The sequence below is a fragment of the Pseudomonas sp. IT-P4 genome (assembly GCF_949767755.1).
GTDB classification, from domain to species: Bacteria; Pseudomonadota; Gammaproteobacteria; order Pseudomonadales; family Pseudomonadaceae; genus Aquipseudomonas; species Aquipseudomonas monachiensis.
The window spans coordinates 78,105-100,597 of the sequence record NZ_CATKPX010000078.1; the positions used below are offsets into that span (position 1 = coordinate 78,105).

General features: G+C 54.9%; 24 protein-coding genes. 10 read left to right on the forward strand and 14 right to left on the reverse strand.

Going from position 1 to position 22,493, the window contains the following annotated elements; genetic code table 11:
• Positions 1-83 precede the first annotated feature (83 nt).
• The 7 genes from ACM6IT_RS24945 to ACM6IT_RS24975 all read right to left on the reverse strand — a co-directional run bounded on the left by ACM6IT_RS24945 (position 84) and on the right by ACM6IT_RS24975 (position 6,313).
• Positions 84-1,010 carry a 3-keto-5-aminohexanoate cleavage protein gene (locus ACM6IT_RS24945; RefSeq protein WP_077431820.1) on the reverse strand — a complete coding sequence of 309 codons (927 nt, stop codon included), beginning with the start codon at positions 1,008-1,010 and terminating at the stop codon, positions 84-86.
• Positions 1,007-1,546 carry a cupin domain-containing protein gene (locus ACM6IT_RS24950; RefSeq protein ID WP_056723418.1) on the reverse strand — a complete coding sequence of 180 codons (540 nt, stop codon included), beginning with the start codon at positions 1,544-1,546 and terminating at the stop codon, positions 1,007-1,009. The genes ACM6IT_RS24945 and ACM6IT_RS24950 overlap by 4 nt, the downstream gene beginning before the upstream one ends.
• Before the next feature lie 54 nt (positions 1,547-1,600).
• On the reverse strand, positions 1,601-2,071 hold the full coding sequence (locus ACM6IT_RS24955; protein ID WP_056723243.1) for a PaaI family thioesterase: 471 nt from the start codon (positions 2,069-2,071) through the stop codon (positions 1,601-1,603).
• Between the two features lie 11 nt (positions 2,072-2,082).
• Positions 2,083-3,072 carry a fumarylacetoacetate hydrolase family protein gene (locus ACM6IT_RS24960; RefSeq protein ID WP_056723245.1) on the reverse strand — a complete coding sequence of 330 codons (990 nt, stop codon included), beginning with the start codon at positions 3,070-3,072 and terminating at the stop codon, positions 2,083-2,085.
• Between the two features lie 13 nt (positions 3,073-3,085).
• Positions 3,086-3,931, reverse strand: coding sequence for an ABC transporter substrate-binding protein (locus ACM6IT_RS24965; protein WP_056723247.1), 846 nt, complete (start codon positions 3,929-3,931; stop codon positions 3,086-3,088).
• Positions 3,932-4,028: 97 nt separating this feature from the next.
• On the reverse strand, positions 4,029-4,988 hold the full coding sequence (locus ACM6IT_RS24970; RefSeq protein ID WP_056723249.1) for a PDR/VanB family oxidoreductase: 960 nt from the start codon (positions 4,986-4,988) through the stop codon (positions 4,029-4,031).
• 77 nt (positions 4,989-5,065) lie between these two features.
• Positions 5,066-6,313 (reverse strand): Rieske 2Fe-2S domain-containing protein, encoded by a 1,248-nt coding sequence (locus ACM6IT_RS24975; RefSeq protein ID WP_090454420.1) that lies wholly within the window; start codon positions 6,311-6,313, stop codon positions 5,066-5,068.
• 281 nt (positions 6,314-6,594) lie between these two features.
• On the opposite strand from ACM6IT_RS24975, the gene ACM6IT_RS24980 reads away from it, so the two are divergent.
• Positions 6,595-7,158, forward strand: a complete 564-nt coding sequence (locus ACM6IT_RS24980) for a MarR family winged helix-turn-helix transcriptional regulator (RefSeq protein WP_159953406.1) — start codon at positions 6,595-6,597, stop codon at positions 7,156-7,158.
• Between the two features lie 59 nt (positions 7,159-7,217).
• Here the strand turns inward: ACM6IT_RS24980 and hpaR (ACM6IT_RS24985) are convergent, their stop codons facing one another.
• Together hpaR (ACM6IT_RS24985) and hpaA are read right to left on the reverse strand one after the other, a co-directional pair.
• A complete protein-coding gene (gene hpaR / locus ACM6IT_RS24985) occupies positions 7,218-7,640 on the reverse strand; it encodes a homoprotocatechuate degradation operon regulator HpaR (protein WP_056723258.1) in 423 nt (140 codons plus the stop codon).
• Between the two features lie 125 nt (positions 7,641-7,765).
• Positions 7,766-8,668, reverse strand: a complete 903-nt coding sequence (gene hpaA, locus ACM6IT_RS24990) for a 4-hydroxyphenylacetate catabolism regulatory protein HpaA (RefSeq protein ID WP_077431812.1) — start codon at positions 8,666-8,668, stop codon at positions 7,766-7,768.
• A gap of 177 nt (positions 8,669-8,845) precedes the next feature.
• Here hpaA and ACM6IT_RS24995 point away from each other — a divergent pair, with 177 nt between their 5' ends.
• From ACM6IT_RS24995 to hpaI, 8 genes are all read left to right on the forward strand, one after another.
• Positions 8,846-9,520, forward strand: a complete 675-nt coding sequence (locus ACM6IT_RS24995; protein ID WP_305384653.1) for a fumarylacetoacetate hydrolase family protein — start codon at positions 8,846-8,848, stop codon at positions 9,518-9,520.
• Complete coding sequence (locus ACM6IT_RS25000) at positions 9,517-10,287, forward strand: fumarylacetoacetate hydrolase family protein (RefSeq protein WP_090454414.1); 771 nt, start codon at positions 9,517-9,519, stop codon at positions 10,285-10,287. The genes ACM6IT_RS24995 and ACM6IT_RS25000 overlap by 4 nt, the downstream gene beginning before the upstream one ends.
• 5 nt (positions 10,288-10,292) lie before the next feature.
• Complete coding sequence (gene hpaE, locus ACM6IT_RS25005; RefSeq protein ID WP_095152394.1) at positions 10,293-11,753, forward strand: 5-carboxymethyl-2-hydroxymuconate semialdehyde dehydrogenase; 1,461 nt, start codon at positions 10,293-10,295, stop codon at positions 11,751-11,753.
• 107 nt (positions 11,754-11,860) lie between these two features.
• Entirely contained in the window at positions 11,861-12,718 is an 858-nt protein-coding gene (gene hpaD / locus ACM6IT_RS25010) for a 3,4-dihydroxyphenylacetate 2,3-dioxygenase (protein WP_090454411.1), read from the forward strand.
• 62 nt (positions 12,719-12,780) lie between these two features.
• Entirely contained in the window at positions 12,781-13,173 is a 393-nt protein-coding gene (locus tag ACM6IT_RS25015; protein WP_090454409.1) for a 5-carboxymethyl-2-hydroxymuconate Delta-isomerase, read from the forward strand.
• A gap of 43 nt (positions 13,174-13,216) precedes the next feature.
• Positions 13,217-14,521 (forward strand): MFS transporter, encoded by a 1,305-nt coding sequence (locus ACM6IT_RS25020; protein WP_090454407.1) that lies wholly within the window; start codon positions 13,217-13,219, stop codon positions 14,519-14,521.
• Between the two features lie 12 nt (positions 14,522-14,533).
• Complete coding sequence (hpaH, locus tag ACM6IT_RS25025; RefSeq protein ID WP_090454405.1) at positions 14,534-15,337, forward strand: 2-oxo-hept-4-ene-1,7-dioate hydratase; 804 nt, start codon at positions 14,534-14,536, stop codon at positions 15,335-15,337.
• An 18-nt stretch (positions 15,338-15,355) separates the two neighbouring features.
• A complete protein-coding gene (hpaI, locus tag ACM6IT_RS25030) occupies positions 15,356-16,156 on the forward strand; it encodes a 4-hydroxy-2-oxoheptanedioate aldolase (RefSeq protein WP_090454403.1) in 801 nt (266 codons plus the stop codon).
• A 63-nt stretch (positions 16,157-16,219) separates the two neighbouring features.
• On the opposite strand, the gene hpaR (ACM6IT_RS25035) is transcribed toward hpaI, so the two are convergent.
• The 3 genes from hpaR (ACM6IT_RS25035) to ACM6IT_RS25045 all read right to left on the reverse strand — a co-directional run bounded on the left by hpaR (ACM6IT_RS25035) (position 16,220) and on the right by ACM6IT_RS25045 (position 18,967).
• Complete coding sequence (gene hpaR, locus ACM6IT_RS25035) at positions 16,220-16,642, reverse strand: homoprotocatechuate degradation operon regulator HpaR (protein WP_056723279.1); 423 nt, start codon at positions 16,640-16,642, stop codon at positions 16,220-16,222.
• A 128-nt stretch (positions 16,643-16,770) separates the two neighbouring features.
• Positions 16,771-17,721, reverse strand: coding sequence for a p-hydroxyphenylacetate 3-hydroxylase reductase component (locus ACM6IT_RS25040; RefSeq protein WP_090454399.1), 951 nt, complete (start codon positions 17,719-17,721; stop codon positions 16,771-16,773).
• 76 nt (positions 17,722-17,797) lie between these two features.
• Positions 17,798-18,967 carry a p-hydroxyphenylacetate 3-hydroxylase oxygenase component gene (locus ACM6IT_RS25045; RefSeq protein WP_414918914.1) on the reverse strand — a complete coding sequence of 390 codons (1,170 nt, stop codon included), beginning with the start codon at positions 18,965-18,967 and terminating at the stop codon, positions 17,798-17,800.
• 605 nt (positions 18,968-19,572) lie between these two features.
• Here ACM6IT_RS25045 and ACM6IT_RS25050 point away from each other — a divergent pair.
• Entirely contained in the window at positions 19,573-20,196 is a 624-nt protein-coding gene (locus tag ACM6IT_RS25050; protein WP_056723284.1) for a TetR/AcrR family transcriptional regulator, read from the forward strand.
• 122 nt (positions 20,197-20,318) lie between these two features.
• Here ACM6IT_RS25050 and ACM6IT_RS25055 read toward each other — a convergent pair whose 3' ends face one another.
• Together ACM6IT_RS25055 and ACM6IT_RS25060 are read right to left on the reverse strand one after the other, a co-directional pair.
• Positions 20,319-21,617: a hypothetical protein gene (locus ACM6IT_RS25055; protein WP_414918963.1), complete on the reverse strand. Its 1,299-nt coding sequence runs from the start codon at positions 21,615-21,617 to the stop codon at positions 20,319-20,321.
• 67 nt (positions 21,618-21,684) lie between these two features.
• Positions 21,685-22,458 (reverse strand): SDR family NAD(P)-dependent oxidoreductase, encoded by a 774-nt coding sequence (locus tag ACM6IT_RS25060; protein ID WP_090454395.1) that lies wholly within the window; start codon positions 22,456-22,458, stop codon positions 21,685-21,687.
• Between the last annotated feature and the right edge of the window lie 35 nt (positions 22,459-22,493).

Here is a 22,493-nt window from a genome sequence, read left to right on the forward strand (position 1 = left end):
ACTAAAAAGCCGGCCTTATGGCCGGCTTGTGTATTTCACAATACAGGGTGGGCCGTCTCTGGATGACCCTTATGAATACCGAATTAGAAAGCAGTATTTGTCTTTCCTTTCAACGCGAGTATTTCCCTTGCCTCTTGAGGTGTAGCAATTTCAAACCCCAACTGTTCCACGATACTTCGGATTTTCCGCACTTGTGCGGCATTAGAAACCGCCAACTCACCGCGCCCGATGTACAAGCTATCTTCAAGACCCACTCTGACGTTGCCGCCCATAATGGCCGCGAGAGTCGCTAGCGACATCTGGTCTTTACCTGCGCCCAATACTGACCAGTGATACTGATCACCAAATAGACGATCTGCGGTTCGCTTCTGATGCATCACATCTTCGATATGAGCCCCCATGGCACCACGCAATCCAAAAATTGTCTGGATGAACAATGGCGGCTTAACCAGTCCTTTATCCAGGAAATACTTCAGCGTGTACAAGTGGCTGACGTCGTAACACTCGAACTCAAAGCGGGTACCGGTATCACCAATGGTTCGCAGGATCCATTCGATATCGGAAAAAGTATTGCGGAAGACCAGATCCTTTGTGGCATTAAGATGCTCCACTTCCCAGCTGTAACGCCACTCTCGATCCTTGCTGGCCATTTCGGAAAGGTTGAGGTTTATAGACCCCATGTTCAGGGAGCACATTTCCGGCTGTAGCGCTACACCCGCCGCCGCACGCTCGCTAATTGCCATTCCCGGGCCACCACCGCCCGTAGAAATGTTCACGATGGCATCCGTTTCGGCCTTAATTCTCGAGACGAATTGACGAAAGATTTCAGGGTCGCCAGTGGGACGACCATCCTCAGGGTTTCGGGCGTGAAGATGAACGATCGCCGCTCCCGCTTTTACCGCTTCGATCGCCTGATCGCCAATCTCCTGAGGAGTAACCGGGAGATGAGGAGACATCGACGGCGTATGTGCCCCGCCCGTGATAGCGGCGGTTATTATAATTTTTCTCACAGTTCTTCTCCTTCTTTCAGCGCTAACAGGACGAACAGCATTCGACAGTTACGCCCGGAACGATTCGACCAACTGTGGTTGGTTGCGCGCTGTACCAGTACGTCTCCTGGCCGCATAACGGTCTCACCGTGATCCATCATCGCGACAATCTCGCCCTCGAGTACCACGGCGTAATCAAGGGATTGCGTTTTGTGGAACCAGAAATGTCGAGGCTTTTTCTTGTCGCGCACACCTTCACTATCAAGAAATTCGACCAACTTTTCCTGGTCATAAACTTCATCTGGCGGGAAGTCGACTATTCGAAGAAGCGAACCCTCATCAGAATGAAAACCAAATTTGTGTCCGGCTGGCGCTGGATCCAAACCGCCCGCACGCCCAACACCCGTTGCCCAGACGACCTGTGCAACCGGCTTACCAGCTTGTGCCAGAACATTTGGTGTATTGGCGTCACTGGTGATAATCGACTCACCAGCTTCGTTGTGACCAGTGACAATCCTCCGTACTGGCTTATAAGCCACTTCGGTAATGTTATTCATCATGCAACCTCAAAAACGGTTCGTTTAGTTTCGTTATTAATCAAATTTTTTGAGTCATACCGCCTTTAGGCGACTCACTGGCATAACCACAAATGTTGCTGACGAACTGGCGATCAGCACTTCTCGCTGAGGGTCATGAAGTTCGGCCCTGGCGAACGCAATTTGACGACCCACACGTTCAACTGTTGCCTTTGCTTTCAACAACGATGGCTTCGCAGCCGCCTGCATATTCACCGTAATGCTGGTAGTGGCACAGGTTTGCCCACAGGGCAGCGTGCTGAGTACTGCAAAAGCCATGGCATAGTCGAGCATGGTCATCAATGTGCCACCGGATACAACGCCATTTCCCTGAAGGGATGTTAATGGCGCTTCGAAACTAAGTTCGACAATGCCAAGGCCGCCATTAATCAACCTCGCGCCAAGTGCACTTAATCCAGCAGTCAATTCAAACGGGATGTCAAATTGGGCCTCTGAAATAGCACGCTCCAAAAAAGCTCGGTCTGGGTTGTCAATGATTTTTTGCACAAGACGTTACCTCAACCTGAATGACTGATGCAGTTCTGCCGTTGCGCACCCAGTCCGGCAATTGTGCCAACCATAATGTCGCCGTCGCGCAAGAAACGATTGTAATGAGTTCCATTACCTGCAGGGGAGCCTGTACAAATCACATCGCCGGGCAATAGCTTTGCGTACTTCGAGATGTATGCGATTTGTTGTTCAATCCCAAAAAGCATATCTGCCGTCGTCTCATCCTGCATTGTTTTGCCGGACACTGTCAGTTGCATCGAGAGGTTGTGGGGATCTTCAACGAACTGCTTGGGAACCAGATACGGACCAAGCGGAAGAAAGCCTGGCTGCCCTTTCGATCTGAGCCAGTCAGTACCGAGCATCTTGTAATCAGTGCGTGGAATGAGGTCGCGAGCCGAAATGTCATTAACGATTGTGTAACCGGCTACATAATCCATGGCATCTTCCACACGGATATTGTACCCCTCCTTGCCTATCACTACGGCCAACTCAAGCTCCCAGTCAGGCTTGCTGGTAGTGGGAGGAAGAACCAAGTCGTCATAGGCTCCCGAAATGGCAGAGACGGGCTTGGTGAATACATAGGGTTCTCCATTAGCGACCCTGTCATCCATCATGTCTTCAGCCCAAGTCCTCAATTCTTCCTTGCTTAGCCCTTCTGGACCGACATTTGAATCGACGGTCAAATCCACTACATGCTTTCGATAGTTTGCGCCTGTGCAGAACACTTGACGCGGCAGATCAACTGCAGGGCGAAACGTGAGTTGATTTTCATCATACCAGGACGACGTAATGACTTTATTGACAATCGATTCGAGCGCGGCGTAACTGGCATCCCAGTTTTCAAGTAGCGACAGCACACTTTTTTCTCGGAGAATATCAACTCCGAACTCCTCAGCCACGCGACTGACTGGGATAACCTTTGCGTCAATAACCAGGCCAGCAAAGCGTTGCTGTGGATTGGCTTTTAAAGAAAATGTACCGAGCGAGAACTTCTTCAAGTGTACCTCCGAATTATTGTAAGAATGAGCCGTCGACAATTTGCTCATAGGTAAAATCCGCGCCGGGCAACCCTAGCAAAGCCCTCTGCCCAATAAGAAGCTCAAGACCCTCGCGAGAAGGCATCAGCGTTTCAGGAAATGTATTCACCATTGCTTTTACTGCTTCGACAGGCATGCCAAGCAGCTCCAAAGCCTCTGTCAGCTTTACCGTGTCGCCAGGCATGGTCGTAAGTGTTGCGCTGAGGATGCGTACCCACGCTTTCAGGGCGTCATTCGCCTGACTCGCCGACTTCCTCACGACCAGTCCTTGGCCAGGAAAATTGGTAAATACACCCTGAATCGTTGCAATAGTCTTGAGTCCCCGCTGAACCGCCATGGTGTCGAACGGAGGCCCGAGCAAGGTCGCATCACCCTCCCCCGCAACAAGAGCCGCAAACCGCTCACGCACCCCGCCAACGGGTGTCAGGCGATAATCGTCGGCGCGGAGCCCTGCTTCCTTGAGTAGCGCTCGAAGGGCAATGACAAAACCGTTCTCGGGGGCGTCCACCAGAATGTTGGCACCGCGCAAATCTGCAGGAGCGGATAGGGCCGAGGAACCGACCAGTTGTAACGGCGTGGTGGTTTCAATCTGAGCAATCACCACGAAGTCTTGTGGACCTTGCCGGCGGTTCCAGTGCAAAACGTTGTCGATTGACGTTACGACCGCGTCGACCTCTCCTGCACAGAGTGACGAGTACTGCTCATCAGACGATTGAGTCATCGAAGACTCGATACGCAAATCCGCCGGCGTTTGCCACGAGGCTGATACCGCAATAGCAGGAGGGACAAACCACATCACTCGAAGAGAGTCGTTGGACATTTTTTATTCTCGTTGAAATTACCCCATATATAAAACTATACGTACCGTATTGTCAACGAGGCGACCATCGCTTGATTAAGCCGTCAGAAGGGGGGTATTACAGGTCTAACACCATACGAGGTGTCTTGCTTCCCGAGCAGCAGACAAAGAGCGTCTTGCCTGCCTGCTTTTCCGCCTCGCTCAGAATTGAATCGCGATGGTCTGGCGTGCCCTCCAGCACCCGCACTTCACAAGCACCACAGATGCCTTCGCGACAGGAATGCATCATCTCAACACCGTTTTCAATCAGCGCATCGAGTATGCTTTTGCCCTGCTCCATCCTGAGAGTCTTCCCGGTCCTCGCCAGTACGATCTCATACCCACCCGACGTCGCGGCTTCCTGCAGCGGTATAAAGCTCTCGAAGTGAACCCTGCCATCAGAGATGGACAGCGCCTTTGCTTGCTCGGAATAGACCTGAATCATCCCAGCCGGCCCACAACAATAGTAATGTCGGGTTCCATCATCACCACGGAAAACCTCCTGAATGTGAGCGACGGTAGCCTCCACGTCGTACCCCAACAGCAACTGGACCTTGTCCTGGGTGATGTGGCCTTGCATCGCGTCGATCAACGCGGCGTGGTTAACACTACGAGCGAAGTAATGCAGCTCCCAGTCCATTTTTTTGCTATTCAAGTACTGCGCCATACACCAAAGCGGCGTAACCCCTATCCCACCCGCGATCAGCACAGAACGGTGCTCGCCTTCAGCAAGGGGGAACAGGTTTCTTGGCTCACTGACCTGCAACCTGTCCCCAGGACGCAAGCGTTCGTGAATCATGATCGATCCACCACGACTTTTAGGGTCTTTGGCTACCGCTATGACGTAACGATTTCTCTCGGAAGGATCGTTCAGCAAGGAGTAACTACGCAGAGGAATACCCTCTGCAATGACGTCAATGTGCGCCCCTGGAGTAAATGCAGGAAGCGTCACACCCTCCAGCCCTTTTAGCTCATACGCCAGTACCCCATCTGCCTCATGGGTGACTGATTTGATGTACACCTGGAATGTGTTTGGCATTTCGCAACCTAGCCCGAACCATGGATTGTTAGTGGCGCGTTCGGCCGCCAGCTCATCGAGCTGACGGCCTGACGGGCTCAGAGATAAGTCATTCTGCGTTCTTGACGCTTCTGCTCCGTGTAGTCCTGAATGACGGTCCCAACAGGAATCATGTCAGCCAACGCTCTCAATGAACGGTAGTCGCTCGCCTGCGCCTGGACGCTGTCTTCATTGGCTTCCGATTGACGAATCCGCTCCATCAATTCACGCCGTAAACGGACAATTGCGAGATCCCCGCTACCCAGGAACTCTCGCGTCCGATCGACAATGGGAATGCTCTCGGCAACGGCGTAATCCTCAAAAATAACGCCCGGAACGCCTGTCCAGCTCCGACCGGCACGCATTGCTTCGCGATCTTGCCCATAGTTGAGAAGACCTTGGCGGGACGCTGCGAAGTTGTCGTCGGATTCATCAGTACCATCCAGCGCGAAATCCGGGAGGTTTTCATCGATAGGTTGGCGCGAATCCCAATAGACATACCACTGAAGACTGCGCGTATTGTTAACCGGCACTACGATGATCAGAAATCCCGCTTCTTGTTCGGTGGTACCAATGAACGCGCTCGCCGGTGCTACAAACTCGGTCACCCGAAGGTAGTCCTGCTCCTGACCCGTGGTGCGCAACGAATACGACCGTAAGCCATACGGCTTGCTCTCGAGCGTGTACTTGGGGGTGTCGTTGCCAGTGACGAGCTGGAGCCCGGCCTGGGGAAGCTCCGGGTTCGCCGTGGTGTCATGGTGCAGCAGTCCGATATGGGCCGAGTCCATTAACGTTTCGACGTTTTGCAACCAGTTCGCTTCGTTATAGGAAGCCCGCGGTCTGGCGTGCTTACGATCAAAATAGGTGAATGCATAATCAGTGAAGGCCGGCGCTTCGCCCTCACCCAAGTACACCCACACAATACCGCCACCCTCTCGCACCTCGAACCCTTGCCCCTTTACCTTTTTGCAAAAAGCCTGGTCCTTCTCGGTTGGCATTTTGGTGCAGTTGCCCTGCGTGTCAAAACTCCAGCCGTGGAAGATGCAAGTCAGGCGGTTACCTTCATTTCTACCGAGCGCGAGCGAAACGCCGCGATGGGGACATGCCTCATGGAGGAATCCGACATGACCATCATCCGCGCGAAAGGCGACATATTTTTCGCATAGCAATTCGACACGTTGTGGCGTTCCTCCCGGCTCAAGCGCCTCACTGCGCAGCGCAGGAATCCATTGTCTTTTCCAATACCTGTGCAGAGGTGTGCCAGGGGAAACGTCCGTCAGCAGGCGGTTCTGTTCAGCGGTCAGCATAGCGAGCCCCGTTCTTGTTTTTTAGAAGAGCCGCAGCTAGGCGGCCAAAACTATCTTAAAAACAAAGTATCTCAGTCTTTAAGATAGTTTTAGGCTATTCTCGCTTTTAGAGCTCGTCAAGAAAATTCGTTAGCATGTTAACGCTTTGCCGTGAGCGCTCCGTCGACTCCCGTGCACTGAGGTTCATCGCCTCAATGACAGCCCTGGCAGCGCCATAGCTGCAGGGCACACCCGGTTCACACTGAGGTATGATCACCTCAAAGCCACCTGATGGATTTTGCATGAGCGATTTATTGTTTCCTGCCGCCAGCCCTGAGGCCGTTGCGCAAGCATGGCGTAACGAACGTCCGGATCTGGATCACCTTGGATTGGCGATTACACTCCGAATCCGAAGCCTCGCCATGTTGATCGATCACCACATAGAGGTAATCGCGGACGACCTTGAACTGGGGATGAAGGATCTCATGCTGCTGTTCGCTTTACGGCGAAGCGGCCCGCCTTACTGCATGCGCCCTACCGATGTCTTTCGTCTGCTGAAGGTGACGTCGGGCGCCGCCACCTATCGAGCGGACAAATTGGTAGAACGCGGCGTCGCCAACCGTATTCCCGATCCACGTGATCGCCGAGGCCAATTGATTCAATTGAGTGAGGAAGGAATGCGTTTGGTAGATGTCGCTATCACCCGTCTGGCGGAATCGAGTTCAAAATGCCTCGATTCGCTCGATAGCAAAGAAGGTGAGCTTGATCAGATTGGCCATCTGTTGCATTCGTTGGAGGCCGGGTGGATGGAGATTACTCCCCTTAGTGAAAACCCGCTCGCACGCTCTGACGATTCTGGTCTGTGATGAGCAGTCCAAAACGGTGGATGAGTGGATGTCGCCGATTGGAAAAGCAGTCACCCCTTTCAGGGCTTGATCTTTTTAAGATCTTCGAGTAATTCGAGCAGTTTCTGCAATTTTTTCTCACCAAACTGCCGCTGGATCTCGAGGTAATTGCGCTCCATCCCTTCGCTCATCGACAAAAAGCATTCATACCCTTGCTCGGTCAGATTGAGGAAAATGCGGCGCTGATCTTCAGCCGATTTCCTGCGAATGACCAGTCCGTCGCGCTCCAGGCGCTTGAGCACACCACTCATGCTGGGCTTTAGAATACAAGCCTGATGTGCCAACTGATGACTTTCCAGTTCGCCCTGTTGGCGAAGAATTCGAATGACTCGCCACTGCTGCTCGGTCAAGTCATGATCGTTCAGACCAGGACGGAAAAACGTCATAACCGCTTCGCGAGCCTGGAGCAAAGTGAGTGTCAGGGAAGGTCTGGGATTGGGCATATTGAGTGGACTATGTGAACCAGCCAACAGCTTACGGTTGGTGCTTCAGTAGCGCAACCGGCTGGAGGTCGCCGCGCACCTGTCCCCAGAAACAACCCCGCTGCAGTCACCCTAAATACAGGTCATTAGCGAAACCCCGAATGTCGCAGGCGATACTCTCCTGGCGTCATTTGTGCGTTGCGTTGGAAAAAACGATTGAAATACGCCGGATCCCTGAAACCCAGCAGGTAGCAGATTTCATTTGCCGAGCTGCCCGTGAACAACAGCAAACGCTTGGCTTCCTGCATGACCCTTTCGAACACTAGGCGTTTGGACGGCAAATCGGCAATACGCCTACAGACATCGTTAAGCCGAGCTTCGGTAACGCCAATGGCCTGCGCATAACGGCCAAGCGCCCAGTGCTCCAGATAATGCTCTTCAATCAGTGCATTGAATCGATGAAAGATCTGCAAGTCTTCACGTCGCGTAGGCGTCGCTTCGAGAGGGTTTGCGCACAGCCTTAATACGCTGACCATGATCAGTCGAGTCAGGCTTAGCACCGCTGCGCTGTGACCGGCGGCCCCACCGTTCATCTCCCCTCGCAGCTCTTCGAATAAAAATGCCAGACGCCGCGATTCGCTTTGCTGCTCAGGCTTGAGGTGATCAAGCGCCACACAGGCTGCGGGAAGTTGCGGCCCCAATGCCAGCCCAGGATCGCTTTCGATCAATTGCCAGATCAACTGCTGGCGAACGGTGAGCACGTGGCCATCGCTGTCCGCCTCCGTCACGAAGGAATGGGGAATCGTCGGTGGGGTGAGAAAAAACATGGGGCCAGACTCGACGTACTGCTGATCATCTAGATAAACCCTCACCGTTCCGCTCTTGACGTAATGCACCTGAAAAAATCGATCGTGGCGGTGCACTGGCATGTTGCGACCAAAGAAACCCGCCAGGTTGCCGAGCTTGTCGTAATGCACTTCGCTATCGCTGTAACGCTGATCGTAGACCTGGCCGATGTTGATGTTAGGAATTGGATACCGATCGTTCATCACACATTTCTCATTTTTCTTGTCCAGACATCCCCCGCTCCCATGGTGCACTCGTTGCGAGTAAATCGCCATGAACGATAAGGCGCTTGACGATCATTAACATATTAATTATAACGATAACATGTTAACAATAATTAGGCCGGACACCTCCCGTCCCGCCACTGCCAGGAGAGAAGCATGAGCCATGCCTTGCATGACATCGCGACCGGCACCTTGCTCGGTGTAGCGCTGAACTACCAGGGATTGCTGCTGAAGCGCCTTTCTGAATTCGAGCAATCGCCGTATCAAAAGCCGCCCGTCAAACCGGTTCTGTTCATCAAGACGCCCAATACGCGCAACGTACATGGCGGCGCCGTGGTGCATCCTGGTGCAGGAATTTCATTGCAGCCTGGGCCGGCTCTGGGGGTGGTGATTGGCAAAGATGCGAGTCGAGTCAGTGCTGACGAGGCTCTGGATCATGTTGCTGGCTATACCATCGTCAACGAATTCAGCCTTCCGGAAGAGAGTTACTACCGCCCTGCCGTGAAAGCAAAATGTCGCGATGGTTTCTGTGCCATCGGCCCGGAGTTCGTACCGCGTGAACAGCTTGCCAATCCTCACGACTTGACCCTGCAACTACGAGTCAATGGCGAGCTTCGACAAGAAGACTCCACCGCAAACTTCGTACGCAAGATTCCTCAGTTGATCGCCGAAATCAGCGAGTTCATGACTTTGTATGCCGGAGATGTGTTGATCACCGGCACACCTTTGGGTCGTGTCGATGTCCTGCCTGGTGACCGCGTAGACGTAGAAATCCAAGGTCTGGGATGCCTGACCAATGTCATCGTTGCCGAGCAGGAGGGCACCGTATGAAACACGCTCGTATCCGATTCGAAAGTCAAATACATTCCGTCACGGTTGATGCAGACAACATCGTGCATCTGAGGGACGGCCGCTCCCTCGGCGAAGACCAGGTCGAGTGGCTGCCACCGGCCAATGGCACTATGTTTGCCCTCGGCCTGAACTATGCCGATCACGCTGCCGAACTCGCCTTCGCGCCGCCAACCGAACCGTTGGTGTTCGTTAAATCAACGGGCACCTATACCGGCCACAATCAGATCACCTGGAGACCTGACAACGTTGCCTACATGCACTACGAGTGCGAACTGGTTGCGGTTATCGGCAAGCCTGCGCGCAACGTCAAGCGTGAAGATGCGCTGAGCTATCTGGCGGGTTACACCGTATGCAACGACTACGCGATCCGCGATTTCCTGGAAAACTACTACCGCCCTAATTTGCGGGTAAAAAACCGTGACGCCACGACCCCGGTCGGTCCATGGATTGTCGATGTTGCAGATGTCCCCGAACCAGGCAATTTGAAACTGCGCACTTGGATCAATGGTGAGCTTCGCCAGGAAGGCTCGACCAAAGACATGATCTTCGATATCCCTTACCTGATCGAATACCTGTCCAGTTTCATGACCCTGCAGCCAGGCGACATGATCGCCACCGGTACGCCCGAAGGTCTTGCAGATGTAGTTCCGGGTGATGAGGTGATCGTGGAAGTCGAAGGCGTTGGACGCCTCGTCAATCGAATTGTCAGCGAAGCGGATTTTTTCTCCGCGCGTAAAGAGGCGTGAACATTATGATCAAACATTGGATCAATGGCCGTGAGGTCGAAAGCAAAGACACCTTCACCAACTACAATCCGGCCACCGGCGAAGCGATTGGTGAAGTGGCCAGTGGCGGTGCCGAAGAAGTCGCACAAGCGGTGGCAGCGGCCAAGGAAGCCTTTCCTAAATGGGCCAATACTCCAGCCAAAGAGCGTGCACGACTCATGCGCAAACTTGGCGAGCTGATTGAGCAAAACGTTCCTCATCTGGCCGAGCTGGAGACCTTGGACACGGGCCTGCCGATCCATCAAACCAAAAACGTGTTAATTCCGCGCGCATCGCACAACTTCGATTTTTTCGCCGAAGTCTGCACTCGCATGGACGGTCACAGTTATCCGGTCGACGACCAGATGCTCAACTACACCTTGTATCAACCGGTGGGCGTTTGCGGCCTGGTGTCACCCTGGAACGTGCCGTTCATGACGGCAACCTGGAAGACAGCACCGTGCCTGGCACTGGGCAACACTGCCGTGCTTAAAATGTCCGAGCTGTCGCCGCTGACGGCCAACGAGCTGGGTCGTCTGGCCGTCGAAGCCGGTATTCCCAACGGTGTGCTCAACGTCATCCAGGGCTATGGTGCGACTGCCGGTGACGCGCTGGTTAGGCACCCGGACGTACGAGCGATCTCCTTCACCGGCGGCACCGCCACCGGCAAGAAAATCATGCAAACCGCCGGCCTGAAAAAGTATTCCATGGAGCTGGGCGGCAAGTCCCCGGTGCTGATCTTCGAAGATGCCGACCTGGAGCGTGCCCTCGACGCGGCGCTGTTCACCATCTTCTCGCTCAATGGCGAGCGCTGCACCGCCGGTAGCCGTATCTTCATTCAGGAAAGTGTTTACCCGCAGTTCGTGGCTGAGTTCGCGGCACGTGCCAAACGCTTGATCGTCGGGGATCCGCAAGACCCGAAAACCCAGGTCGGCTCGATGATCACCCAGGCCCACTACGACAAGGTCACCGGCTACATCAAGATCGGCATCGAAGAAGGCGCCACCCTCCTCGCCGGCGGTCTGGAGCGTCCAGCCAACCTGCCAGCCCACTTGAGCAGAGGTCAGTTTATCCAGCCGACGGTGTTCGCCGATGTGAACAATAAAATGCGCATTGCCCAGGAAGAAATCTTTGGTCCGGTGGTGTGCCTGATTCCGTTTAAGGATGAAGCCGAGGCCTTGCAACTGGCGAACGACACCGAATACGGCCTGGCGTCGTACATCTGGACTCAGGACATCGGTAAGGCGCATCGCCTGGCCTACGGCATCGAAGCCGGTATGGTATTCATCAACAGCCAGAACGTGCGGGACTTGCGTCAGCCGTTTGGTGGCGTGAAAGGTTCCGGCACCGGACGCGAAGGCGGCCAGTACAGCTTCGAGGTTTTCGCCGAAATCAAGAACGTTTGCATTTCCATGGGCAATCATCACATCCCTCGCTGGGGACTATGAGCAGCCGATAGCCGCTGCTGAAGGCTGCGATGAGGCGCGCATCGGCTCATCGCAGTTTTCACTGGCCGCTGAATTGAACTGACAAGAATAATTTCAGGAGAATCATCATGGGCGAAGTCGTCCTGGCTGCAAAAGTCTGTCATGTCCCGTCGATGTACCTGTCCGAGCTGCCGGGCAAACACCACGGTTGCCGTGCTGCCGCTATCGCCGGACATAAGGAAATAGGCCGTCGCGCGCGCGAACTGGGTGCCGACACTGCCGTAGTGTTCGACGTCCACTGGCTGGTGAACAGCGGCTACCACGTGAACAACGGTGAGCACTTCAGTGGTGTTTACACAAGCAATGAACTACCGCATTTCATCAAGGATATGGTTTACCACTACCCTGGCTGCCCGGAACTCGGACAACTGATCGCCGAGGAAGCCAACGCAGCCGGTGTGCGTACGCTGTCGCATAACATCCCGAGTCTGGAGTTGGAATACGGCACCCTGGTGCCCATGCGCTACATGCACATGGATGTACCTGCAGCCGAAAAACTCAAAGTAATTTCCATCGCGGCCTGGTGTGCCTGGCATCGCCTAGAAGACAGCTTCACTTTCGGCGCCGCCGTACGCCGCGCAATCGAGAAGAGCGACCGCAAAGTCCTGGTGCTGGCCTCCGGTTCTCTGTCGCATCGTTTCTCTGACGATCGCGAGGCGGAAGCCAATATCCACAACTGGACGCGTGAATTCGACAAGCAGGTCGACATGCACGTGGTCAAGCTGTGGCGTGAAGGTCGATTCAAAGAATTCTGCTCTATGCTTCCTGATTATGCCGAACACTGCTTCGGCGAAGGCAAGATGCACGACACCGCCATGCTCCTAGGTCTGCTAGGTGGTCCGGACTACAACAAGCCGGTCGAAGTCCTCACGGAGCCCTTTGGCAGCTCCGGAACCGGCCAGATCAACGCCATTTTCCCGCTCTGAATTTCGCTCAAGCGGCAGGGACGCGCCCGCCGCTCAGCGCAACTACCTCCCAGGAGGGCACGATGCCGCACTTTATTGCTGAATACACCGACAACATCGAGCAACAGGCCGACTTGCCGGGCCTTTTTGAAAAAGTCCACGCGACACTTGGGAGCAGTGGTGTATTTCCGCTGGGGGGAATCCGTAGCCGAGGCGTTCGGCTGGATACGTGGCGTATGGCCGACGGCAAACACGATTACGCCTTCGTTCACATGACGCTGAAGGTAGGCCATGGTCGCGACCTAGCGACACGCCAACAGGTCGCTGAAAAGCTGTTCGAAGTCATTACCGCCCACTTTGCACCGTTGCAGACAGAACGCCTGCTGGCGCTGTCGTTTGAAATGATCGAACTGCACCCCGAGCTGAACTTTAAGCTCAACAACGTGCATGCCTTCCTCAAGCAGCAGGCGAATTAGCAAGCCCTCTCCCATCGGCCTCTCTCACAAAAAGTACAAAATCATGAGCTTAGCCACTTCCGCTACACAGCCTTTGAGCGATGCCGCAACGTCGACTCACCGCACGGTGACCTGGCGGCTGATGCCGCTGCTGCTGGTGTGTTATCTGTTTGCTCATCTTGATCGGATCAACATTGGTTTCGCCAAGATGCAGATGGGCGCCGACCTGCAGTTCAGCGATACCGTCTACGGCTTTGGTGCGGGCCTGTTTTTTATCGCCTACGCGATGTTCGGTGTACCCAGCAACATCGCTCTGGACCGCATCGGGCCACGACGGTGGATCGCTTTGTTGATGGTCGTCTGGGGGACCCTGTCGACCAGCATGCTGTTGATCAACAGCGCTGAGGGTTTCTACGCGTTGCGCTTCTTGCTCGGCGTCGCCGAGGCCGGATTTTTCCCAGGCATTCTGGTGTACCTGAATCGCTGGTATCCGGCCAGCAGGCGCGCACAAGTAACCGCGTTGTTTGCCATTGCCGTGCCGCTGGCCGGGGTCATCGGTGGCCCTCTATCGGGTGGTATCCTGCAAGGCTTTCATGATGTCGGGGGCCTACGTGGGTGGCAGTGGATGTTCCTGATTGAAGGCGCGCCAGTCGTGCTTCTCGGCTTGCTGGTACTTAAGGTGTTGCCTGACAACTTCGAGTCGGTCAGCTGGCTGAGCAACGAGCAGAAAAACCAACTGCGCAACCAATTGGCTAGCGAAGAGCAACGCAAATCCATTCTCTCGTTTGGCGCAATCCTGCGAAATCCGCAGGTCTGGCTACTAGTGGGCATTTATTGCGCGGTCATGTTGGCGGTCAACACGCTAGCTTTCTGGATGCCTACCCTGATTCATAGCTCCGGGATTGGCAGCGACGGCAAGGTAGGCCTGCTCAGTGCCCTGCCCTATCTGGCAGGCTGCGGTTTCATGATCGCCTGCGGACGCTCATCGGACCGGCGTCGCGAACGCCGGTGGCACTTGAGTGTGCCATTGCTCATGTCAGCTCTCGGTATCGCCGTAGCCGGACTTTTGCCTGGCGATCCCTTCATGGTAATCGGCGGATTGGTGATTGCGGGTATGGGCGCGAGCGCCGCACTGCCGATGTTTTGGCAGTTACCACCCGCATTCCTGTCAAACAGTACCCAGGCGGCGGGCATCGCCTTGATCAGTTCTTTGGGAAGCATTGCCTCGTTTCTGACACCCAATCTGATTGGCTGGATGCGTGACACCACCCACAACGCCAGTCTTGCCCTCTACGTCCTCGCGACCTTGATCGTCGCAGGCGCCTTTCTAGTGCTGCGCACGCCCGCCGCCATCGTCAATCCTCATTAAGAGATCCACGTCATGCTTGATCAAGAACTCATCCAGCAAGCCGCTGCTCAACTGGACAACGCCGAACGCACTCGTGAGCAAGTCGGGCAGTTCTCCCTCGCACATCCACAGATCACCATCGAAGATGCCTATGCCATTCAGCGAGCCTGGGTGGCGCAGAAAATAAAAAACGGACGCAAGCTGGTGGGGCACAAGATTGGTCTGACCTCTCGGGCGATGCAGGTTTCATCAAATATTTCAGAACCGGATTACGGGGCGTTGCTGGACGACATGCTGTTCGACGAAGGCACCGATATCCCCTTCAATCGTTTTATCGTACCGCGGGTTGAAGTGGAGCTGGCATTCATCCTCGGCAAGCCGCTCAAAGGCCCCAACGTCACTATTTTCGATGTGCTGGATGCTACTGAATGGGTGATCCCTGCCCTGGAAATCATTGACGCGCGAATTCAGCAGATCGACCCCGAAACCAAAGCCACGCGCAAGGTCTTCGACACCATTTCCGACAATGCGGCGAACGCAGGAGTGGTCATGGGTGGGCGTGCTGTGCGCCCTCATGAGGTCGACCTTCGTAAGGTGCCAGCGGTTTTGTACCGCAATGGCGTGATCGAGGAATCAGGGGTTTCTGCCGCCGTGCTCAATCATCCCGCGAAAGGTGTCGCCTGGCTGGCCAACAAGCTAGCCCCATACGACGTCACGTTACAACCGGGGCAAATTATTCTGGGCGGGTCGTTTACCCGTCCAGTGTCTGCCAGCCCAGGCGATACCTTCCATGTCGACTACGACATGCTGGGCTCCATTTCCTGCCGCTTCGTCTGACTCCTGGAGGACTGATTCATGGATATGCCCATCAACACATTCAAGCAACGCCTGAAAAGCGGCAAAGCGCAGATCGGCCTTTGGCTCGGCCTGGCCACCCCTTACTGCGCAGAGCTGGCTGCCAATGCCGATTTCGATTGGCTATTGATCGACGGCGAGCACGCGCCCAATGACGTACGCAGCATGCTCGGCCAACTGCAGGCGATAGCGCCCTACGCAAGTCATCCGGTGATCCGCCCTGTCGCTGGCGACACGACGTTGATCAAACAGATTTTGGACATCGGCACCCAGACTTTGCTGATACCAATGGTCGAAAGCGCCGAACAAGCGCGAGAGCTGGTGCGTGCCGTGCACTATCCACCCAGTGGCGTGCGCGGTGTAGGCAGCGCGTTGGCGCGGGCGTCGCGCTGGAACAGCGTGCCCGGCTACCTGGACAAGGCTGACGAGCAAATATGCCTGCTGGTGCAGATTGAAAGCCTGAAAGGCTTGGAGAATCTGGATGCCATCGTCAACGTCGAAGGCGTTGACGGGGTGTTTATCGGCCCTGCCGACCTCAGCGCTGCGATGGGCCATCGCGGTAACCCGGGCCATCCCGAAGTTCAAGCAGTAATTGAAGACACCATCATACGAATCCGCGATGCCGGCAAAGCGCCCGGCATTCTCAGCGCCGACGAAAGATTAGCCAGACGCTACATCGAGCTCGGCGCGGCATTCGTAGCGGTCGGCGTCGACACTTCCGTACTGATGCAAGGCCTGCAAGCACTGACAAGCAAGTTCAGAAATACCCCGGCCACGATCAGTACCGGCGGTGTTTACTGATTTCAGGTTAATTGCAAATGCTCGCCGCTAGCAGACATCAATGCCAGCGGTGACCACTCCGCCTCAACGCTTCAGTGTCTTCAACTCATTGAGCAACACCAACAACGTCTGCAACTTCTCCGCGCCGTAGCGCTCCTGCAAGCGCTCATAGTTCTCTTCCATGCGCCCGCTCATACTTTCAAAGCAACGCTCTCCGGCAGCGGTCAGTTTCACCAGAACTCGGCGCTGGTCGTGTTCTGAGCGCCGTCGTTCGACCAACTCTGCGGTCTCCATCCGCGCCAGTACGCCAGTCATGCTGGGCTTGAGAATACATGCCAAGTCCGCCAAGCGATTGATCTCCAGTTCGCCCTGCTGACTGAGAATCCGCACTACCCGCCATTGTTGCTCAGTGAGGCCTATATCTTTCAGAGAAGGCCGGAAAAAGCTCATGGCCACTTCCCGGGCCTGGAGCAGGTTGAGTGTCAGAGACTGTCGGTGCTTGGGCATTTAGAAACGGCTCAAAAATCAGTTAGCATGTTAATTATCTTATCACGCCGAAATAGCGATGACGTTTCTAGCGTCCATAAAAAACGGCGCATTTATGCGCCGTCCATTTAATCGCTAACCAGAGCACGTCAGAGCCTGATAACCGCTTTCAACACAGTCTTGAAGGTTTCCAATTGGTCGTCGCTGAATTGACTGAAGACTTTTTCCTGCTGTTCTCGGGCTATTGTCCATAATCCTTCTGTTTCATCGATACCTTTAACGGTCAGACGCAAGCGCTTATCTTCTTCACAGACCAGCCCCTTACGAGTGAGATTGGCGACGGCCTCTTCGATTTCCCGCTCGGGCATCGCCACCTCCCGTTGCAGATCCGTGAGGCTCAACCCTGCATCGTTTTCCAGCACCATCAACATACGCGCCTCACTTGTCCGCAAACCTGTCGACAATTGCCGCGGCTGATAGCTTGCCTGATACGCGCGCAATGCTTGGGTCATGAGGTAGTACAAATTGTGGCTCAGCCTTCCTTGGAAGTGGCTGCTAGGCGGCTGACCTTCAGCACTTTTTGTCATGCGCGTGTGGGGCAACACCATGGAGTATGCGCCCTGGTGGTACAGCAACGGCGAACGACCAAAATCATCGAAAGCCACTACCTTACCGATCATGATCCAATGATCACCACCGTCCACCTGCTGATATTTTTCGCACTGAAAACGCGCGGAGCAATCAGCAAGAATGGGCGCCCCTCCGTGACCTGACTCGTATTCGATGCCAGCAAAACGATCGTCTTTCGGACGAGCGAAATTGTTCGACAAATCAATTTGATCTGCAGCAAGCACATTCACGGCAAAGTGGGTAGCGGCAGCAAATACATCATGACTGGTTGATCGCTTATCGATACTCCAGAGAATCAACGGCGGATCGAGCGACACCGAGTTGAAGCTATTGGCCGTCACCCCCACTTTTCGACCATCGTGATCGGCGGCTGTCACCACTGTCACACCGGTGGCGAAGTTACCTAAGGCGCGGCGAAATGCACGCGAATCGAAGGCAGAAGAAGCTGCAATTTCATTAATATCGGACATGCAAGACTCCCGAGCACGCCCCTGGGCGCGCTCTGATTATTTTTATGAGGGGCTTGTGGCTCGAGGGCGAACGGCCTTAGGCCATTGAGGGATCGGGCTCAAGACCCATCAGTTCGCGACCAAGTATCTGTGCACAAACGTCATAGTCGGTATAGGCGTGCGCCCCCGTAAGATGTGCGTCGCGGAAAAGGCGTTGCAACTCGTTGGTTTCAAACCAGGCGCCGCCGCCGGCCGCTTCCATCAGACGGTCCACAGCCTGGATACACATTTTCGTGGCATAGCCTTGATTGGTACGCCAGAACGTGAGCGTGGTGCGGCTAGGGTACTCGTGGCGCTCGCTGTATTCGGCAATCTCTTCCCAGCTTTTTTCCAGCAACGCTCGGGCAGCCGCAACTTGATGCGTGGATTCGGCCAGGCGCATCAATGCCGGGGTGGCTGCGCCGACAGCGGCACCGGTGTAGGCACGGACGCGGTTGCGGGTTTTCTCGCGAAAGACATCCAGCATGCGCTCGGCAATACCCAGGCTGACAGTCGAAAAACCGCTGGCGAAATAAGGCCGATAAGGGGCGAAGAAAATCTTGCTGTCCGGATACAAACCAAAGCCCGCCGACTTGCCTTCGATCATGTCCTTGGCTTTCTGGATTCGGTGCTCGGGCACGAAAGCATTCTTGACGATCAGGGTTTTGCTACCGCTGCCACGCATACCAACGGCAAACCAGTCATCACGAATTTCGTAGTCACTGCTTGGCAGCACCGCAAAACAATAATCCCGAGTGCCTTCGGCATTCTCACGAAAGAACCCCATGATGGCCCATTCGGCATGATCACAGCCTGAACTCCATCCCATCTCACCACTGAAAGTGACGCCTCCCTCCACCTCCTCGGTGCGCCCAAAAGGCGCGATGCTGCTACTGGCAGTAGCATCGGGGTCATTTCCCCACATCTCATCCTGCAGCTTGCTGGAAAACATTGCGATTTGATGACTGTGAGTACATAGAAGGCTCATGGCCCAGGCCGTGCTGGCACAGGAACCGGCCAACAATGCGATGCATTCGGCAAACTGAGGCAGAGAGATCTCCATGCCGCCGTACTTTTTCGGCTGCAACGCATGGTGCATACCAATACCTTTGAGCAAAGCGATATTTTCGGCGGGAACACAACGCGCGCGTTCGGCCTCGAAGGCATTAGCCGCGATAGTAGGCAGAACACCTTTCAGGTCTTCCAGCAGCGGGTTTGGAGTTTTCATGGGCGGTCTCTTTATTATTGGATAGTGGCGCTCCGCTTGGCAGACGCTTGCGAACAGCGCCAGAAGGCACCGTACGCTAGATGGCAAGCGGGTAAGCGCGTCAGCACCCGGTCAGTATGAGGTGCTGGGGCACTACGAAAAATGCACGTTACAAATAGAAGATTGCACTTTTCATAGAGTCTTTAAGCAACGAAGAAAACGCGAAGAAGAATGGACCTGAAAGTGATGTTCATCGCTGACTGTTTAAAGATGGCCGCTGCCCTTCCCTCCTGACTTGCCCCCCCGCGCCGCCGACTTACCGACTACAGATCCGAGCGAAAAACCTCATACAAACGAAACGCAATGACTTGTAGAGCGTCGACCAAGCGAAGCAATTTTCACTGCAACAAAGCCTTCTGCTTGAGCACCCTAGACCGCGCTAAAAAACAACAAAACAAGCTTATTACGAGCGAACATTTTCCTGCTGGATTGAGCACAGCCAAGGTAGAATTTTTCACGCACAGGCAATATACTAAACACTTCGTATACTAATTATTTCCTTGACGAGAGCCATCCTGGGCTTTTGTTTTTTAGAAACAAATGCACCTGGGTAAGGGATCTTGAAAATGTCGACTAACAAACCTGTATCGACCACCAAATCGATAGTGGGTCGCCCACGAAGCGAAGCTACACGCCGTCAGATCCTGGATGCCACCATCAGGCTGTTGCAGGAAAAATCCATTCAAGCCATCTCAATCGAGGCGATAGCACGAGAAGCTGGCGTTAGTAAATCAACCATATACCGGTGGTGGGACTCCAAAGCGTTAGTCGTTATCGACGCGTTCATTGAGAACCAAATGTTGAAGACAGCCTTGCCACGAGAACTGGGTCCGAGAGAGGCAATTGCTCAGCACTTCCGCTCCCTCGTAGACCAATACTCTGGTTGGGCCGGTCGACTGGTCGCACAAATACTCGCGGAAGGTCAGTCAGATCCCTCTACTTTGAGAGATTTTCGAGAGCGGTTTCATTATGGAAGGCGCGCGATAATTCGAGAAACGCTAGAGGAATGGAGGGTGAGCGGCGAGATATCTCCCGATACGGATATCGAGATACTGATGGATTTGATTTACGGGGCCGTTTACATGCGACTCATGATTGGACACGCCCCACTTAACCAAGCGTTTGCCGAGTCGCACATAAACTTTGTGTACCACTTACTGGGTGTCAAGAGCACTGACCCCGAGGCCTAGTCGTTATTGATCAAGTTCAGTGCGCAGGCGTTGAGTTGATCGGATACCGATGTCGAGCCATTGGAAACGAACAACCCGCTCATCTCGCTATAAGACTGATCGAAGTGCTCGCCCCAATTGGGTCATTTCTTTTGCGTAGCGCGGACGAGCTTATCGGCAACGCCCATCAGCACATTGTTACCGGCTACCCAGACGCCCAGGTTCTGAACCGGACTGGAACGTTTGGCTTTCGGATCCTCGCGTCCCATCTCCGGGTTTTTATGACAGGCAACCGGCGCGTTGAGTATCAGCCTGCGTAAACAGGAATTGGCATGGTCGCACCACACGATCTCAGCCTCACGACCTTCGATTACCTTCACCGCATAATCAGGGTCGGCCAGCATCTGCCGTGCCAGCATGCTTGCATCGACATCGCCGTCCCAAATAGCCGCCGCCGCTTGCCGGGGATCTGGAGTACTGGAAAGGAACAGGAGCACCCCGCTACCCAGTGCCTTGCGGAAGGCCTGCGGCCCCCCGTGGTTCAGCATGTTGCCGGAAGTACTCGGCACATTGTCACGCATCGACTCGTAGTTGCCCTCGCTTAGCGAGATGAAGTCCAGGCCGACCTCGGCGATGTGCGCTGCGACCTCAGCGTAACCCTCCGGCCCCTGGCCGTCGGGCATATGGTCATTCACACTCATGCGCACCCCCACCGGATAATCCGGGCCGACTTCGGCGCGCACTGCTGCAACCACATCGCGCAAGGCTCTAGCTCGATTCGCAACCGAACCACCGTATTCATCGGTGCGTTGATTGGCCAGCGGGGACAAAAAGGACGAGTAGAAGTAGCACATGTGTGCGCCAATCTCGACACCATCGAAACCACTAGCCTTGGCCCGGCGTGCACCGGCGACGACGCTCGCCTCAATGTCCTTGATCTCCTGGATGCTGGCCTCGTGTGGCACTGGTGTTATTCGGCCACCGGGGATATAGAGATGGTTGGGCAAGCCGCCAGCCCCCAGGTTCACCGGCTTCGGGCTGGCCGCCAAAATCCACTGACCGTTGCGCGGCACGCCCATGCGGCCGAAGCTCGGAAACAGCTGCGCGAACACTGCCGCACCACATTCATGTACAGCATCGGACACACGCTTGAGGTCATCGACGAATGCGTCTTTGTCAAAGCGAAGGTTTGGCGAAAACGGCGACTCATTCCAGGCTCGTTCGCTGCATACCGATCCACCAACGATGACCAGGCCCACCCCGCCCTGCGCACGACGCTTGAGGAAAGCAATGGTCTGCTCACTTGGGCGGCCGTCCTCGGTCGGGCGAAGTACCGCCATCGGCCCAAGGATAATGCGGTTTTTAATCTGCAATCCATTGATCTGCAGCGGGCTTGCCAGCACCTTGGCTGCATTGCTTGTATTCATCGAAATGTTGGTCATGGTCAAAAACTACTCTTGCCTGTATAGGGTCGGCTTGCCGGGTTCAATCAACTGAATCCGAATCGACTTACATGATTGAGCTGGCGCCACCGTCCACGGGAATATTGATCCCGGTGACCCATTTAGACTCATCAGAGGTCAGGTAAAGGCCTGCCCAAGCGACAGCGATCGGCTCGCCCGGCTTACCCGTCAGGGTGCGCTCCACGATCGGGGCCACGGGTGCCTTGTCGCCAAACTCCCGATACATCGCCTGAACCGGCGGGGTGTTCATTACACCAGGGCTGACCGAGTTAACCCGTACACCAACAGCGATGCCTTCTGCGGCCAGTTGGCGCGTGAGGGCAAGGACCGCACCTTTCGCCGCGGCATGTGCAGCCTGCGGAAGCGCTCTCGCTCCCTGCATGCCAGCACCGGAGCCGATGTTGACAATGGCACCTTTGGACTTCACCAGATACGGCCAGGCAAGCTGGCAAGCACGCCAGACAAGATCGAGTTCATTCTGGATGGTGAAGACATAGTCGGCGTCGCTCTGCACCGCAAAAGGCGCAAAACGCGGCAGACTGGCATTATTGTAAAGTGCGTCAATGCGGCCATGCCGAGCGGCAGCACCATCGATCCAACGCGCTACATCGTCGCGGTCGCTGAGGTCAACAGGAGCAACCACGTCGATGGAATGACCATCGCTTTCTACCAGTTTCGCGGTTTCTGCGGCCGTCTGCGGATTGATGTCGCAGCCGACGACGATCGCACCTTCGCTAGCGAACAGCCGAGCTGTCTCGCGCCCCATTCCACTGCCAATGCCGGTCAGTAAAACGACCTTGTCCTGCAATCGCTTGCTCATACCAATCCTCTAGTAAGGGACTTCATACTGTTGTT